Raw genomic sequence first — 15129 nt, 5'->3', positions numbered from 1 at the left:
GGCTCCTCGCCGGCTCGCGTGCGTGGGGGGTGTGCTGGGGGTTGCTGTCGATGGGGTCGGTGACGCCGGGTAGGCGGCGCTCAGGGGCGCCAGTGCGGGTCGTATCCGCTGGTCAGCGCCGGCTCGTTGTGGTGCCACTTGGGTTCGCGGTTGACCGCCATGCTGGTGATGCCGCGCAGCCGGCGGATGAACGCGCCGTACGGCTTGATCAGCAGCGACGACAGGGCGCCGCCGGTGGGCTCGTCCATGAACGGCATGAAGGCGTCGGGGAAGCCGGGCATGGTGCAGCCGATGCAGATACCGCCGACGTTCGGGCAGCCGCCGATACCGGCCATCCAGCCGCGCTTGGGTACGTTGCAGTTCACGACCGGACCCCAACACCCCACCTTCACCTGGCACTTGGGGGCGTTGTAGTCCTTGGCGAAGTCCGCCTGCTCGTAGTACGCCGCCCGGTCGCACCCCTCGTGCACGGTCTTCCCGAACAGCCACTGCGGGCGCAGCATGTGGTCCAGCGGGGGCGGCGGTGCCGCACCGGCCGCGTGGTACAGCACCCAGACCAGTGTCTCCATGAAGTTCTCCGGCTGGATCGGGCAGCCGGGCACGTTGACGACGGGCAGGGCGCCCTGGGTCTTGAAGTCCCAGCCCAGGTAGTCGGACAGGCCCATGGAGCCGGTGGGGTTGCCCGCCATCGCGTGGATGCCGCCGTACGCCGCACAGGTGCCGGCGGTGACGATCGCCCATGCCTTGGGGGCCAGTTGGTCGATCCACCAGTTGAGGGTGAGCGGTGCGCCGGTGTCCGGGTCGTTGCCGAAGGAGGTCCAGAAGCCCTCGCCCGCGATGATGTTCTGGTTGGGGATCGAGCCCTCGATCACCAGGATGAACGGGGTGAGGTCACCGCGTGCCGCCGCCCGGAAGGGGGCGAGGAAGTCCTCCCCGCCCATGCTGGGCGAGAGCACCTTGTTGTGGAGGTTCACCTTCGGCAGCCCGGGCACCAGGCCCTGGACGAGGTCCTCGATCGAGGGCTGGCCGGCGGCGGTGAGCGAGACGGTGTCGCCGTCGCAGCTCATCCCCTCGGAGATCCAGAGGATGTGGATCTCGTCGAAGCCGTCGCGCTGCTCCCCCTTGGCGGGTTCCTGGCTGACGTCGGTGGTGCCGCTTCCTGTGGTCATGTCCTCGGCCTCCTGTCCAGTCGGTCTCGCAAGCGGTCGTAGGCCGCGGCCACCGGTCCGGCGAGGGTGAGGGCCGGGGGCTGGTCGGGGGCGTGCGGGTGGGGTCGGGTCGGGGCGCTCTGCTTGGCCTTCGTCAGGACCTGGCCGAGGTCGTCCAGGTCCTCCTGGGAGACGGCCGCGCGCACCCGCGGCATGAAGTCCTCCTCTTCCTCCCGCACGTGCTCGGTGACGTCGCGGCGCAGTTCCGCGACGAGTCCGTCGGTGCGGGCGTCGCCCTCCGGCAGCTTGTCCAGGGCCAGCAGCGTCTGCTTGACGGCCATGTGCTCGCCGAGGTGCTCGTCGATCTCCTCGGCACCGTCCGGGAGGACCTTCCTCGCCAGCGGGTAGACCAGCAGCTCTTCCAGGGCGGCGTGCTTGGACAGCTCGCGGACGAGCAGTTCCACGACGGCCCGCCGCTGGGTGTCGGAAGCCGCCGCGTGGTAGTCGCGGAACAGCTGCTCGACCATGCGGTGGTCGTGCATCAGTACCTCAAGGGCGTCCATGGCGTCCGTCCTCGTCCGTGGCGGGGGTCAGGGGTTTCAGTTCGTGGGGGCGGAAGTAGCGGAAGCGGCCGTACCAGGCGTCGAGTTCGGCGGCCGGGTCGTCGTCGAGGGTGACGGCGAGGTGCACGCTGCCGTCCACGTCGTGGAAGACCGCCGCCACCCGCGCGGTGCGGCCGGCCAGGAACATGTCCTGGGCGTCGGCGCCCCGCCCGGCCGGCCGAAGCCGCACGCGGCTGCCGGCCGCCACCGGTACGCCGTCGACCGGCACGCTGTCGGTCGTGGGCGACAGTCCCTCGTCGCCGCCCTCCTGCCACCAGGGGACGGTGGCGCGGGGCGCGGCGCCGCCGGGCCCGGCCGCCGGGTCGCCGGAGGGTGCCGTGGACGCGTGGACGGGGGTCAGCGAGCGGATCGCGCCGTGCAGCCGGGCGAACATCTCGGGCGGCATGGTCTCGACCCGGTCCAGGATGTCGGCGGCCCGCTGGTCGGTGGCCCGGGCCTCGCGCTTCTCGTCGTCCGTCAGGAGCAGCGTGCGCAGGCTGAGGATCTCGTCGATCTCGGCGGCGTCGTGCAGGTCACCGGGGCTCTCGGGCGCCACCTGGGGGTGGTCGGGGAGGATGATCGGGGACGACAGCAGCGCCTCGCCGCGCCCCGGCTCACCGCCCAGGACGGGGAACGTGCGGACGTTCCGGCAGGCACCGGCGGGCTCCTCGCAGCCGGGCGGCGGGTCGGTCAGGGACAGGAACTCGATACCGTCCCCGGCGACCAGGGTGTGGGTGGCGATCAGCGCGTGGCGCAGCACGTCGGCGCGCGGTGCGGCGGCACCCCCGGGCGCCCGCCCGGTGTTCTCGGTGCGGATGCGCAGCCGGTAGAGCCGCGGTCCGGCGGGGGCTGCCTGTCCCGCATCGCCGCCGACCGGCTCCGCCTGCACGGTCGTGACGGCGTGGACGCGGTCCCGGCGGCGCACCACCCGGCCGGCTCCCCCGGCCAGCACCTCGGTGTCCCGGCCGGCGGGTGCGCCGACGTCCACGCGGTGGGGGCCGCGCAGGAGTTGGGCCAGCGGGAGGGAGACGTCCGTCTCCCGGGGCACGGCCTCGTCGAAGGTCAGGTGGACGGCGCCGGCCGCCTCCAGCGACTCCACCGGCAGGTGGCGGCCGTCCGGCGCCCGCCGCTCGACCTGCTTGTGCTGCTGGTGCAGGTAACGCACCGTCAGCCGCAGTCGGGCCGTGGGAGCGGCGCGGAACAGGCACTCGGTCTGCTGGTACCAGGAGTCCGCGGAGCCGGAGATCCCCTCGGGCACCGGGCCGTCGCGTTCGGCCCACTCGCGCGGGGCGAGGACGCCGAACTGCCAGCGCACGCGGTTCTTGGGCGAGGACCGGCGGTAGGGGTAGAGGAGGTACCCCTCGTAGAGGATCGCGTCGGCGACGGCACGCAGCCGCCGGCACACATCCGCGCCGGGCACCGCCTGCGCAACCCCGCTCCGACCGCCGTCCATCGCCTCGCCTCGCCTCCTGCACCGACCGCTGACGCGTCATCCACGCACGAACTGCCACGCACTGCTGTGTCCGGTCCGCGCCGGCCACCGGGGCCGGGCGCGTCGCGGCCGGCTCACCAGGGGCGCGGCCGGCCCATCGGGGGCGGAGCGGCGTCCGACATGACTGGCCGGTGGGCCCCGACGCCGCACATCCCTTCCACCAGGCTCACATCACTCACACCAGGGCGCCTCTTGCGGCCCAGCCGGTACCGCCGGTCGGGTGGGAAGGCCGCCGGACGCCGACCGGACGCCGGGAGCGGCGCGGGCGGCGAGCCGGTGCCCGAGCGGGTGCTTCGGGGGTGCGTTCCCGGCGGTACGAGGGGCGGGCGCCGGTCAGGGGGCGGGCGCCGGTCAGGCGTAGCCGCGGACGAACGATCCGGCGGCGATCTCGATCCGGTGCGCCAGTTCGACGTCGTCGTCGGTGAGGCCGTCGTCGCTGCTGAGTGCGAAGTGCAGGACCCCGCCGCGCACGTCGATGTCGGGGCGGCGGTTCAGCTTCTGGGTCTCGGCGACGATCTTTTCGAGGATCCGGATGGCCGTGGGGAAGTCATGCGCCTCGACGGTCCGGCGCAGCACCGTGCCCTCGCGCCGCCATCCCGTCATCTCCGCGCCCGACATCCGCTCGTCCACCTCGGCGTCGTCCAGAATTCTGGTCACGGTGGCCTCCAACCGGTCCGCTGCAATATCCGGTGCCTCTGCCTCTGATTCTTCCTCTTCACACTGTGGTGCGGTTTTTTCGGGCGGGCAACACCGCACCGGTGCGGTGTTGCCCGCCCGGCCCGGTCACCGACCGTCGATTACCGGCTACGCGGATTACGGCACCGGAATACGCGAAATCCGGTCGGCGCGAAAGGCACCTCGGGCCGGGGCGCGGGACACTGGGAATCGGCTCGCGGCTTGCCGCGGAACGGCGATCGGAGGATCCCGTGACGGTGCACACCACGGTCGGACAGGACCCGGACAGCAACGATGTGGTGATCCTGCTGGAGATGCAGCACCGCGAGATCCGGCGGCGCATGGACGCGGTGCTGACGGCGACGGGAAAAGCGCGGGAGAAGGCATTCCGGCGCTTCGTGCATCTCCTCGCGGTGCACGAAACCGCCGAGGAGGAGATCCTTCACCCCTATGTGCGGAAGGCCGCCGAAAAGGGCGGCCCCACGGTCGCCGCCCGGCTGGACGAGGAAGAGGCGGCCAAGCGCACGCTGCGCGAGCTGGAGGACGAGGGCTGCGACAGCGAGGATTTCCCGCGGAAATTCCGCGCCCTGCGCGATGACGTCCTCGCCCATGCGGAGGCGGAGGAGGCCGAGGAATTCCCGCTGCTCCGGTCGGTGGCCGACGCGGCCCGGCTCCAGTACATGTCCAAGGCCCTGCGCGCGGCGGAGACGGTGGCGCCCACCCGGCCCCACCCGGGCACCGGTTCGGCCGCCGGGAATCTGCTGCTCGGCCCGTTCGCCGCGATCGCCGACCGCACCCGGGAGGCGGTCCGCATGGCCCTCGGCCGGTGAGGGCCGCCAGCGGGTGCCGGTGGGGCGGGGCGCCGCGCCCGGCGCCGGCCGTTACCCGCCGGTGCCGCGGTCGATCAGCGCGGCGAACGCGTCGAGGACCCGTTCCAGGCCGAAGGCGTAGGCGTGGTCGGGGTCGTAGGCGCTGCCGTGGGCGGCGCCGGCCGCCGCGCCGACGCGGACGGCGGTGGGGTAGGTCTTCTCGTCCAGGACGCGGGCGAGGAGCGGGGCGTTCGCCTCCCACCACTCCTGGTCGTTCATGGGGCTGTCGTGCCGGGCCGCGCGGGCGTCGGCGGCGGCGCGGGCCGATGCCTGGACGAAGGCCAGGAGGTGGGCCAGGCAGTCGTCCATCTCCACGTCGGTCAGGCCCAGGCCGTCGAGCGCGGACAGTTCGTGCTCGTACTTGGCCATCTGCCCCGGGCCGAGCGGTGGGCGGGCGGTGGAGACGGTGGCGGCCCACGGGTGGCGTGCGAAGAGGGCCTTGTTCTCCTCGGCGAGGGCGGTGACGCGTTGCCGCCAGGGCCGGCCGGTGGTGTCGGTGCGGGGCATGCGGGCGTAGGCGGCGTCGAGCATCAGGTCGAGGAGTTCGGCCTTGCCCGGGACGTAGGTGTAGAGCGTCATCGGCACGACGCCCAGGTCCTTGGCCACCCGGCGCATGGTCAGCGCGTCCAGGCCCTCGGTGTCGGCGATGGCGGTGGCGGCGTCGATCACTGCGTCGATGCTCAGCCCGCGCCGCGGTCCCCGGCGCCGGTCCGGGGCGGCGGGTGCGTCGCGCCAGAGCAGTTGCAGGGTACGGGCCGGGTCGCCCGAGCTGGTTCGTTCCGTTGGCACCGGGTCATCCTCTCGCATTCAATCTCCGTACGTGGTACAACGTACTGCGTACAGAGTTAATGCGCAGGCGCCCGGTGCGCCCTGCCGACCGCACCCCTGGAGAAACCCTCGTGAAGATCACCTCAAGTGCCGTGTCGCTCAACGTGGACGATGTCCCGGCGTCCAGCAGCTTCCTCGTCCGGCACTTCGGCTTCCGGGAGGAGATGGCCGCCGACGGCTTCGCGTCCCTGACGCGCGAGGACGCGGGCATGAACGTCGTCTTTCTGCGGCGCGGACTGGAGAGCCTCCCGGCGGACCAGCGCGATGCGCACGCCGCCGGCCTGATCCTCGCCTTCGTCGTCGATGACCTCGAAGGGGAACTCGCCCGCCTGCGCTCCGAAGGCGTCGAGATCACGATGCCGCTGACCGAGGAGGAGTGGGGCGAGCGCGCCTTCCAGGTCCGCGACCCCAACGGCGTCATCGTCCAGCTCGTCGACTGGAACGCCCCCACCGGCGGCTGATCCCAGGCTCCCCGCACTCCCCTGTGGCACCAACTCCGCTCCGGAGCAGCGGAGTTGGTGCCTCCGGGACCGCGCGCCGGTCCGGTGCGCGGTCCCGGGCGGGGGTGTCCGCGGGACGCCGTCCTTCCGTTTAAAGACCTGCTGTGGACGGCGCGTGAAGGGTGGGGCGTTCGCCGCACCGGGCCCCCTCCGAGCGGGCAGTGTGGCGCGTGGCGGGAGTCGTTCAAGGGATTCCCGCTCCAGTGCGTCATGCGCTGCGATCCACCACGAGAAGAAGGACGCTCCTCAGCATGAGCAACACTTCGGGCATCGAGACCCGCGAGATAGCCGACGACGACCTCGACAACGTCGCGGGGGGTCTCTCCGTCAGCGGCTCCCTGGAGGGCCTGACCGCCACGTTCGCCCCGGGCCCGAACGGCATCCCGGTCCTGACCGGCGGCTCCATCAAGTCCCTCGGCATCACCGTCTCGGACATCCCGCTGGGTCCGATCGGCGGCTGAACCACCGCTGCGGCACGGCGCTCGGCCACCCGGCCAAGGCCGGGGGTGGCGCCCCGGGTGCCTGTGTGACGCCGGCCTCCGAGACCCGGTGCGGTCTCGGGGGCCGGCGTTGTCGTGACCGAAGGGCGCGGCAGGGCCGGTGTCCCTCCGCCGGACCATCGCGGGCCGCCCGGCCGGGGCGCCGGCCCGGCACCCCGCCGCCAGGCCGACGCATGTGGCATAACGCCATTTCCCGGGCGGCGGGGCGGCCACCCCGGGCAGGCCGAGCAGACGACGGCCGGGGCGGCGACGTAAGGTGCGGCCATGAGCGACGTTCAGACCGCAACGCCCCAGGAAGCCTTTGAGCTGCTGCTGGCGGGCAACCAGCGCTTCGTCACCGGCGACCCCGAGCACCCCAACCAGGACGCGACCCGGCGCACCGAGATCGCGCCGGCGCAGCGCCCGTTCGCCGTACTGTTCGGCTGCTCCGACTCGCGCCTGGCCGCCGAGATCATCTTCGACCGGGGCCTGGGAGACCTCTTCGTGGTCCGCACCGCCGGCCACGTCATGGGCAACGAGGTCCTGGGCAGCATCGAGTACGGCGCCGCCATCCTGGACTGCCCGCTGGTCGTGGTACTCGGCCACGACTCGTGCGGTGCGGTCGGTGCGGCCTGCGCCGCGCTGGAGGACGGCGCGTCGCCGGCCGGTTACATCCGGGACGTCGTCGAGCGGGTCACCCCCAGCGTCCTGGCCGCCCGGGCCGCCGGCCACCACGAGCCGGACCAGATCCTCGCCGAGCACATAAGGAACACCGTCGACCTGCTGCTGGACCGCTCGCGGATCCTGGCCGAGCGGGTCGAGGCCGGGAAGGCCGCCGTGGTGGGTCTGTGCTACCGCCTGGCCGACGGCACCGCCCGGGTCGTCGCCGCCCGGGGACTCGACGTGCCCGCCGCGCTGTCCTCGTGAGAACCGGGCCGGCCTGACGTCCGGGCGGCCGGTTCGCCCGGTTCCCAGGCATGCCCGAGTCCGGGCGCCTGGTGCGTACCGTTCCCGCTCCCCCACCGCCGAGGCGGCGCCGTGTGCGGTGGGGCCGCGGCCGGGGCGGGCGGTTCAGCCGTCGGGGTCCGCCGGGGTGTCGTCCGCGGCCCGGGACAGCGCCCGCAGGGCCCGGACCAGGCCGGTGCGTTCCTCGGCGGGGAGCCGGGCGACGATCGCGCCGCTCTCCTCGTACCGGCGGGCCAGCACCTTCTCGACCGGGTGGCGGCCGGCCGCGGTGAGGCGGAGGACGACCTCGCGGCGGTTGCGGGGGTTGACCCTGCGGTCCACGAGGCCGGTGGCCCGGAGTTTGTCGATCATGCGCAGCGCCGTGGAGGGGCTGACCTGGAGCGCCGCGGCCAGTGCGGCCAGCTTGACCGGGCCCTGACCGTGCAGGATGACCAGGGTGCGGAGCTGCGGCAGGGTCGGCGCGGGATCGCTCGCTGTGCTGCCTCATCGGGCGCACCGCCTCTTCCCCGGTACGTTCGGGGCCCGGTCTCCTCCGGGTCCCGGTTCCTTCCGGACCCCGTGCGCGTCCGGGCGCCGCTCGCGCGCTCTCCGGACCCGGTGGTCGGGGGCACACCGGCCCTCACGGCGCCGGCGGCGTCGGCGCTCTCCGACGCGGCCCGGGCCCACGGGGCTCCGGGCGCGGTCCGGGAGGGACTGCCCGCGGTGGGTGAGGGGTTGTGGTGGGCGGCGGCCGCCGTCTATGGGGTGCTGGCGGCCTCCGAGGCCGTCCGTCCGCGGCCGCGCTACGGCGTGCGGCGGTGGGCGACCGCGTTCCCGCTGGCGATGCTCACCCTGTCGGGGCTGACGCTTCCGCTGCCGTCCGCCGTCCACACGGCGATGCACGTCCTGGTGTGGGTGTCCCCGGCGGTGTGGCTGCTCGCGGCGGCCGGTGCGGTACGGCTCTCGTTCGCCGGCGGCGGGCCGCGCGCCGGTCAGGCGCCGGCGGTGACCGGCCGGGGCGCGACGGCGGGAGCGGGGCGGCGGGACGGCGGGACGGCGGGGCGGCGGGACGGCGGGACAATGGCTGCGGGGGGACTCCGCAGGAAGCGGGTGAGTGGCATGAAGTGCTTCGACTGTGCGCGGGCGGATGAGGCCGTGGACGCGGTGGGGATCTGCCATCACTGCGGGGTCGGCGTGTGCCTGCGGCACTGCCATGTCGGCCTGGAGCCCGGCCACCGGCTGTCCGGCGTCGGCCAGTCCACCCTGGCCCGGCCGGCCCGGGTACTGGTCTGCCTCACCTGCCACTCCGCGCTCGTGCCCTCCTACGCGGCCGAGGCGCGGGGCCACGCGCGCTGACCCGGCCGGTGGCGCTGCGCGGCGGTGTGCGCGGCGGCTCGCGGCGCCGGGCGGGGGCGCGGGACGGGCGTTGCCGGGACCGCGTGCGCCGGGAGGGGAATGTGCACCAGGGGGTCGGGTTCACTTCTTCGGGATGACGCTCCGAACCCTGTTTCTGGATTGCCGCAACGTGTCCCATACGCCAGCGTAAGGGACATTCGGCCACAGGGAATTGACGGTGGCGTGCCGGCGGGCACCGAAGGGTTCCCGCCGCTCCCGGCAGGCTTTCTCCTCACTTCGCAGGCGGGCGCGGCGCTCTTCGGCGTCGCCCGCGACAACCGGGGCGACCGCGCGGCGACCCGCGCGGCGACCGCTCCGCGTGTTCCCCGTGGGACCTTCCCGTGTGCCGTTCGGCAGAAGGGTGGCAGTGCGCATGGACATCCGGGAGAGACGGCAGCGGAAGGGGCCCGCGGACCGTTCCGCACCCCCTGGGCGAACGGCGTTCGACAAGCACTCCCGGCTGCTGCCGGGCCGGACCGACCTCGCGGCGCTGCGCCGCGCACCCCGGCAGGACGTCTTCGCCGGCTTGACGGTGGCGATCGCCGCCCTGCCGCTCTCCCTCGGATTCGGCGTGGCGTCCGGGCTGGGCGCCCGGGCCGGGCTGATCACCGCCGTACTGGCCGGCGGCCTGGCAGCCGTACTGGGCGGGGCGCGGTTGCAGATCACCGGGCCGAGCGGGGTCATCGCCGTCGTCCTCGCACCGATCGCGGTGGCGCACGGGACGCCGGCGGTGCTGCTGACCGGGCTGCTGGCCGGGGCCGTGCTCCTCGGCCTCACGCTGGCGGGGGCCGACCGGTACCTGCGGTGCGTGCCCGCGCCGGTCGTCAAGGGCTTCGTCCTCGGCGCCGCCGCGGTGATCATCGCCCAGCAGATCCCGGCCGCGCTGGGCCGGACGGTGCCGCACGGGGAGGCCGTCGCCGCCGCGGCGGCCAAGGCGGTCGGCGGCTTCCTCCGCAACCCTGACTGGCCCGCGCCGGCCGTCACGCTCGCGACCCTGGCCCTCAGTCTGCTCGGCGCCCGGCTGCGCCCGGCGATCCCCTTTCCGCTCCTGGCGGTGGTGGCGGCCACCGCCGTCGCGGAGTGCGCGCGGCTCCCCCTCATCCGGATCGGGCACCTGCGGACGGGCCTGCCCGCCCCCTCCCCCGACTTCCTGGTGCCGTCCGAGGTGTTCGGGCTGATGCCCGGCGCGCTGACCCTGGCGGCGCTGGTCGCCCTGGAGTCGTTGATGACCGCGGCGGCGGCCGACACGATGAGCGGTACCGAACGGCACGACAGCCGGCGGGTGTTGTTCGGGCAGGGCCTGGCCAACCTGGCGGTGCCGTTCTTCGGGGGTGTGGCCGCCACCGGCACCATGTGCCGCACCGCCATCAACGTACGGTCCGGAGCGGTGTCCCAACTGGCCGCGCTGACCAACGCGGCGGCCCTGGCCGTCGTCCTCCTCGCCGCGGCTCCCCTGGTGTCCGCCGTCCCACTGGCGGCCCTGGCCGGGGTCCTCATCGCCACCGCCCTGCGCATGATCGACCTCGGGTCGCTGCGCGCGCTGAGCCGCGCCGGGCGCGGGCAGGCGGCGATCGCCGCCCTGACCGCGACGCTCACGCTGGCCGTCAATCTGGTGACCGCGGTGTTCACCGGCATGGTCCTGGCGATGCTGCTGGCGCTGCGCACCCTGACGGCGACCTCGCACGTGGAGCACGTCGTGGTCCCCGCCCAGCGGAGTCCGCTGCCCGACGGGTCTCCCCCGCCGGCGGCCGCCGAGGCGCAGATCGCCGTGCACCACCTCGCCGGCCCGCTGCTGTTCACCACCGCCGACCGCGTGCTGGGCCCGGTCATGCTGCCGTCGCCGGCCCGGGCGGTGGTGCTCGACCTCAGCCGGGTCACCGGCCTGGACAGCACCGCGATCCTGATGCTGGCCGACGTCATCGACCACCACCGGCGGCGCGGCGCGGTGGTCCACCTGTCCGGTGCCTGCGAGGCCCACCGCGTCCACCTCGGGGCCCTCGGCGTCCCGGCCAAGCTCTCGCCACCGGGGATCGCCTTCCCGACCGCTGCCGAGGCCGTCGCCCGGGCGCAAACGCAGCTGCACCCGCCCACGCCCACGCCCTCGCCCTCGCCCACGCCCTCGCCCTCGCCGCAGGACGGATCCCCCGCGCGCCCGCACCCCTGAGCGGCACTCAGGCCCCCGGTGCGGCACGGCGGATGACGACTGCCCGGCGGCGGCCCGCCCCCCTCGCGCCGCCGCCCCTCTCGCCCTCTCGCTCTCGCTCTTCCTCTCGCCCCCGCTCGTGCTCCCGCTCTCACCCGGCTCTTGCTCAGGCGAGCAAATCCCCTTACCGTCTTGCTCATGCAAGCAAAAAACAGCTCGGCCAAGCAAAAGGGGGTGCGCCGGGCCGGCGCCTCCTTCACGGAGACCGGCCGGCGGGCGCAGATCGTCGCGGCGGCCATCGAGGTCATCGCCGACGTCGGTTACCACCGGGCGTCGTTCGCGAAGATCGCGGAGCGTGCCGGACTGAGCAGCACGGGGATGATCTCGTACCACTTCGACGGGCGGGACGACCTGATGCGCGAGGTCGTCACCGAGGTGCTGCGGCTCGCGGAGGGCTACCTCCGCCCCCGCATCGAGGCCCACCGGAGCTACGCGGCCCGCCTGCGCGCCTCGATCGAGGGCAACCTCGACCTGTGCGCCGAGTACCCCAGGCACCTCGCGGCGATCACCGAGATCCTGGTCAACCTCCGCGGGGGCGAGCCGGGCATGGTCGCCTTCCTCGACACCACGGAGGCGAACCTCGCCGTCCAGGTGGAGCAGCTCCGCAAGGCCCAACGCGCCGGCGAGTTCCGCGACTTCGACCCGTGGGTGATGATGCGCGCCATCCGCGCCGCCATCGACGACGTGGTGCGCCGCGCCGCCCACGATCCCGGGCTCGACGTACGGGCCGCCGGGCGGGAGCTGGCCGACCTCTTCGACCGCGCCACCAGAAGCGCGTGAGCCGTCCCAGGCACACCACGACCACAGCGGACACGGGGGGACCCACCATGGCAACACACCAGGCAGCCGGGACCGGTACGGACGGGACCGGTACGGACGGAGCCGGTACGGCGGCCGCCAGGCAGCGCACCGCACGGCTGCGCCGGCGGCTGGCCGCGCAACTGGTCTTCGAACTGGCCCTGCCGCTCGGCTCGTACTACGGACTGCGCGCGGCGGGCACCGGCGAGTGGCCGGCGATGGCCGTCGGCGGTGTGCTGCTGCTGCCGTGGATCGGCTACGGCATCGTGCGGCAGCGGCGCGTGGAGGCGATGGCGGTCTTCACGCTGAGCCTGGTGGTGGTCGGCACGCTGCTGACGCTGGTGACGGGCAGTCCGCGGGTCCTGATGATCCGGGACAGCTGGCTGACCGCCGCGATCGGCCTGTGGATCCTCGGCACGCTGCTCACCCGGCGCCCGTTCATCATGACCGCCTCCCGCGGCATCGTCATCGCCAAGGTCGGCGAGGCCGGACTGGTCGCCTGGGAGGCGAAGTGGGACGCCGAGCCGGCCTTCCGCCACCACCTCCGGCTGGTCAGTGCGGTGTGGGGTGCGGTGTTCCTGCTCGACGCGGTGCTGCGGGTGGTGCTGGCGTACACGCTCCCGGTGGATGCCTTCCCGCTCCTGAGCACCGTGCTGTGGCTGGTGCTGCTCGGCGCACTCCTCACCTGGCACAACTGGTACCTCACCCGGCACGGCCTGAAGCTGTAGCGGTGCCGCGGGGCGGCCGCGCCGCCCGAGGTCCGCCGTGAGCGCGGTGCGGGACCGCCGTTGCGGGGCGCGCGGCCGTCGTCCCCGGGCCGGCCGGCTGGCCGCGGGGCCGCGCGGGAGGACCGACGGTCCCCGGGCGAACGGGTCGATCGCGGGCCCGCGCAGGGCTGTTCGGCCCTGCGGTGCCCGGTGGGCGGCGGCCGACGATGGTGCGGCCGGGAAGGGCAGGGTCTCCCCCGTGCCGATGGCTCTTCCCGGCCCTGCTCCCTTCCCGGACCGGTTCACGTTTCAAGGTGGAGGACGACAGCACCGTGGATGGTTGGGAAGTTCAGCAGACGGCGGTCAGGGAACCGGTGCCCGGCCGGGCCGACCCGGCCCGGCCGCGGCGCCGGAACAAGGCGGTGGAGTGGCTCACGACCACCGACCACAAGCAGATCGGCACCCTGTACCTCGTCTCGGCGTTCGTCTTCTTCCTCATCGGCGGGCTGATGGCGCTGCTGATGCGCGCCGAACTGGCCCGCCCGGGCACCCAGATCCTCTCCAACGAGCAGTTCAACCAGGCATTCACCATGCACGGCTCGGTGATGCTGCTGCTGTTCGCGATGCCGCTGTTCACCGGCTTCGCGAACTGGCTCGTACCGCTCCAGATCGGCGCCCCCGACGTGGCGTTCCCGCGCCTGAACATGCTGGCGTTCTGGCTGTTCCTCTTCGGCTCGCTGATCGCCGCGGCCGGTTTCCTCACCCCGCAGGGCGCCGCGGACTTCGGCTGGTTCGCGTACGCGCCGCTGTCGGACGCGGTCCACTCCCCCGGCGTGGGCGCCGACATGTGGATCATGGGTGTGGCGCTGTCCGGCTTCGGCTCCATCCTGGGCTCGGTCAACTTCATCACCACCATCATCTGCATGCGCGCCCCGGGGCTGACGATGTTCCGGATGCCCATCTTCACCTGGAACGTGCTGCTCACCGCGCTGCTGGTCCTGATGGTCTTCCCGGTCCTGGCCGCCGCGCTGTTCGCCCTGGAGATGGACCGCAAGTTCGGCTCCCACATCTTCGACTCGGCCAACGGCGGCGCCCTGCTGTGGCAGCACCTCTTCTGGTTCTTCGGCCACCCCGAGGTCTACATCCTGGCCCTGCCGTTCTTCGGCATCGTCTCGGAGGTCATCCCGGTCTTCTCCCGCAAGCCCATGTTCGGCTACATCGGTCTGATCGCCGCGACCATCTCCATCGCCGGCCTGTCCGTGACCGTCTGGGCGCACCACATGTACGTCACCGGCGGCGTGCTGCTGCCGTTCTTCTCCTTCATGACGTTCCTGATCGCGGTGCCCACCGGGGTGAAGTTCTTCAACTGGATCGGCACGATGTGGAAGGGCTCGCTGTCCTTCGAGACCCCGATGCTGTGGGCCACCGGCTTCCTGGTCACCTTCGTCTTCGGCGGGCTGACCGGTGTCATCCTGGCGTCCCCGCCGCTGGACTTCCACGTCTCCGACAGCTACTTCGTCGTCGCGCACTTCCACTACACGCTGTTCGGCACCGTGGTCTACGCGATGTTCGCCGGCTTCCACTTCTGGTGGCCCAAGTTCACCGGCAAGCTCCTCGACGAACGGCTCGGCAAGATCACCTTCTGGACGCTCACGGTGGGCTTCAACCTCACCTTCCTCGTCCAGCACTGGCTCGGCGCGGCGGGCATGCCCCGCCGGTACGCCGACTACCTCGCCGCCGACGGCTTCACCACCCTCAACACCCTGTCCACCATCGGCTCGTTCCTCCTGGGCATGTCCTTCCTGCCGTTCCTCTACAACATCTGGAAGACCGCCAGGTACGGCACCCCGGTCGGCTGCGACGACCCCTGGGGCTACGGCCGTTCGCTGGAGTGGGCCACCTCCTGCCCGCCGCCGCGCCACAACTTCACCCGGCTGCCGCGGATCCGCAGTGAATCGCCCGCCTTCGACCTCCACCACCCCACCGCGGCGGCCCCGGACCCGGCCCGTCCCGCGGCCGGGTCCTGACGGAGGGAGCGGCCGTGCTGTCTCCCGCCGTCCTCGCCCTGGGCGCCACCGCGCTGTGCGCCTCGGGCTGTGTCTGGTACCTCCCGGCCGTGGCCGACCTGCGGGCGGGCGCCGACCGGCCGGCGTCCCGGCGCCTGGCGGCCGCCGCCTGCCTGGCCGCCTGGGCGACCGTCGCACTGTGCGCGCCGCTGCTGCTGGCCGCGGTCCCCCGGCCCGCGCTCGGCGCCGCCGTCCTCTCCGGCGCGGCCGCCGCGCTGGTCCTGGCGGGGCTCGCCCGGGTCCGCCGCGGCCATGAGCGGCGCGCGACCCGCCGTGCCTGGGCCGCCCTGCGCCTGCGGCCCCCGGCCGCCCGGCCGGCCCGGTCCACCCGGGTCTTCCTCCGGTGGTTCCTGCCGGGGTACGCGGTGGCCGCCGGCGCGGTGTTCCTGCTGGTCGGGGGGTCCCTCGCCCGGTAGGGCCGC

16 protein-coding genes are annotated in these 15129 nt (G+C 73.5%); 10 read left to right on the top strand and 6 right to left on the bottom strand.

Annotation, left to right across the window (positions count from 1 at the left end):
* Positions 1-80 precede the first annotated feature (80 nt).
* From MUU72_RS04545 to MUU72_RS04530, 4 genes are all read right to left on the bottom strand, one after another.
* Positions 81-1169: an NADH-quinone oxidoreductase subunit B family protein gene (locus MUU72_RS04545; protein ID WP_248011787.1), complete on the bottom strand. Its 1089-nt coding sequence runs from the start codon at positions 1167-1169 to the stop codon at positions 81-83.
* Positions 1166-1711, bottom strand: coding sequence for a hemerythrin domain-containing protein (locus tag MUU72_RS04540; protein WP_248011786.1), 546 nt, complete (start codon positions 1709-1711; stop codon positions 1166-1168). Before MUU72_RS04540 ends, MUU72_RS04545 begins: the two co-directional genes overlap by 4 nt.
* Positions 1698-3203: a hypothetical protein gene (locus MUU72_RS04535; RefSeq protein ID WP_248011785.1), complete on the bottom strand. Its 1506-nt coding sequence runs from the start codon at positions 3201-3203 to the stop codon at positions 1698-1700. Before MUU72_RS04535 ends, MUU72_RS04540 begins: the two co-directional genes overlap by 14 nt.
* A gap of 390 nt (positions 3204-3593) precedes the next feature.
* Positions 3594-3899: a 4a-hydroxytetrahydrobiopterin dehydratase gene (locus MUU72_RS04530; RefSeq protein ID WP_248011784.1), complete on the bottom strand. Its 306-nt coding sequence runs from the start codon at positions 3897-3899 to the stop codon at positions 3594-3596.
* 269 nt (positions 3900-4168) lie between these two features.
* On the opposite strand from MUU72_RS04530, the gene MUU72_RS04525 reads away from it, so the two are divergent.
* Entirely contained in the window at positions 4169-4747 is a 579-nt protein-coding gene (locus tag MUU72_RS04525) for a hemerythrin domain-containing protein (protein WP_248011783.1), read from the top strand.
* Between the two features lie 51 nt (positions 4748-4798).
* On the opposite strand, the gene MUU72_RS04520 is transcribed toward MUU72_RS04525, so the two are convergent.
* Positions 4799-5575, bottom strand: coding sequence for a TetR/AcrR family transcriptional regulator (locus tag MUU72_RS04520; RefSeq protein ID WP_248011782.1), 777 nt, complete (start codon positions 5573-5575; stop codon positions 4799-4801).
* Between the two features lie 110 nt (positions 5576-5685).
* On the opposite strand from MUU72_RS04520, the gene MUU72_RS04515 reads away from it, so the two are divergent.
* From MUU72_RS04515 to MUU72_RS04505, 3 genes are all read left to right on the top strand, one after another.
* Positions 5686-6075 (top strand): VOC family protein, encoded by a 390-nt coding sequence (locus tag MUU72_RS04515; RefSeq protein ID WP_248011781.1) that lies wholly within the window; start codon positions 5686-5688, stop codon positions 6073-6075.
* A 290-nt stretch (positions 6076-6365) separates the two neighbouring features.
* On the top strand, positions 6366-6575 hold the full coding sequence (locus MUU72_RS04510; RefSeq protein WP_248011780.1) for a hypothetical protein: 210 nt from the start codon (positions 6366-6368) through the stop codon (positions 6573-6575).
* 303 nt (positions 6576-6878) lie between these two features.
* Complete coding sequence (locus tag MUU72_RS04505) at positions 6879-7520, top strand: carbonic anhydrase (RefSeq protein ID WP_248011779.1); 642 nt, start codon at positions 6879-6881, stop codon at positions 7518-7520.
* A gap of 144 nt (positions 7521-7664) precedes the next feature.
* Here the strand turns inward: MUU72_RS04505 and MUU72_RS04500 are convergent, their stop codons facing one another.
* Positions 7665-7961 (bottom strand): MarR family winged helix-turn-helix transcriptional regulator, encoded by a 297-nt coding sequence (locus MUU72_RS04500; protein WP_372502986.1) that lies wholly within the window; start codon positions 7959-7961, stop codon positions 7665-7667.
* 300 nt (positions 7962-8261) lie between these two features.
* Here MUU72_RS04500 and MUU72_RS35560 point away from each other — a divergent pair, with 300 nt between their 5' ends.
* The 6 genes from MUU72_RS35560 (at position 8262) to MUU72_RS04470 (ending at position 15123) form a co-directional block, all read left to right on the top strand.
* On the top strand, positions 8262-8894 hold the full coding sequence (locus MUU72_RS35560; RefSeq protein WP_248011778.1) for a DUF2180 family protein: 633 nt from the start codon (positions 8262-8264) through the stop codon (positions 8892-8894).
* A gap of 412 nt (positions 8895-9306) precedes the next feature.
* On the top strand, positions 9307-11097 hold the full coding sequence (locus MUU72_RS04490) for a SulP family inorganic anion transporter (RefSeq protein WP_248011777.1): 1791 nt from the start codon (positions 9307-9309) through the stop codon (positions 11095-11097).
* A 177-nt stretch (positions 11098-11274) separates the two neighbouring features.
* Positions 11275-11916 carry a TetR/AcrR family transcriptional regulator gene (locus MUU72_RS04485; protein ID WP_248011776.1) on the top strand — a complete coding sequence of 214 codons (642 nt, stop codon included), beginning with the start codon at positions 11275-11277 and terminating at the stop codon, positions 11914-11916.
* A gap of 47 nt (positions 11917-11963) precedes the next feature.
* The gene (locus tag MUU72_RS04480; RefSeq protein ID WP_248011775.1) at positions 11964-12662 is read left to right on the top strand and encodes a VC0807 family protein; all 699 of its coding nucleotides are present in this window, start codon (positions 11964-11966) and stop codon (positions 12660-12662) included.
* Positions 12663-13015: 353 nt separating this feature from the next.
* The gene (ctaD, locus tag MUU72_RS04475) at positions 13016-14668 is read left to right on the top strand and encodes an aa3-type cytochrome oxidase subunit I (RefSeq protein ID WP_248011864.1); all 1653 of its coding nucleotides are present in this window, start codon (positions 13016-13018) and stop codon (positions 14666-14668) included.
* A 14-nt stretch (positions 14669-14682) separates the two neighbouring features.
* Positions 14683-15123, top strand: a complete 441-nt coding sequence (locus MUU72_RS04470) for a hypothetical protein (RefSeq protein WP_248011774.1) — start codon at positions 14683-14685, stop codon at positions 15121-15123.
* The last annotated feature ends 6 nt before the right edge of the window (positions 15124-15129 follow it).

It is taken from the genome of Streptomyces rhizoryzae, from assembly GCF_023155275.1.
Lineage (GTDB): Bacteria > Actinomycetota > Actinomycetes > Streptomycetales > Streptomycetaceae > Streptomyces > Streptomyces rhizoryzae.
This window is presented reverse-complemented; position numbering and strand designations above follow the sequence as displayed.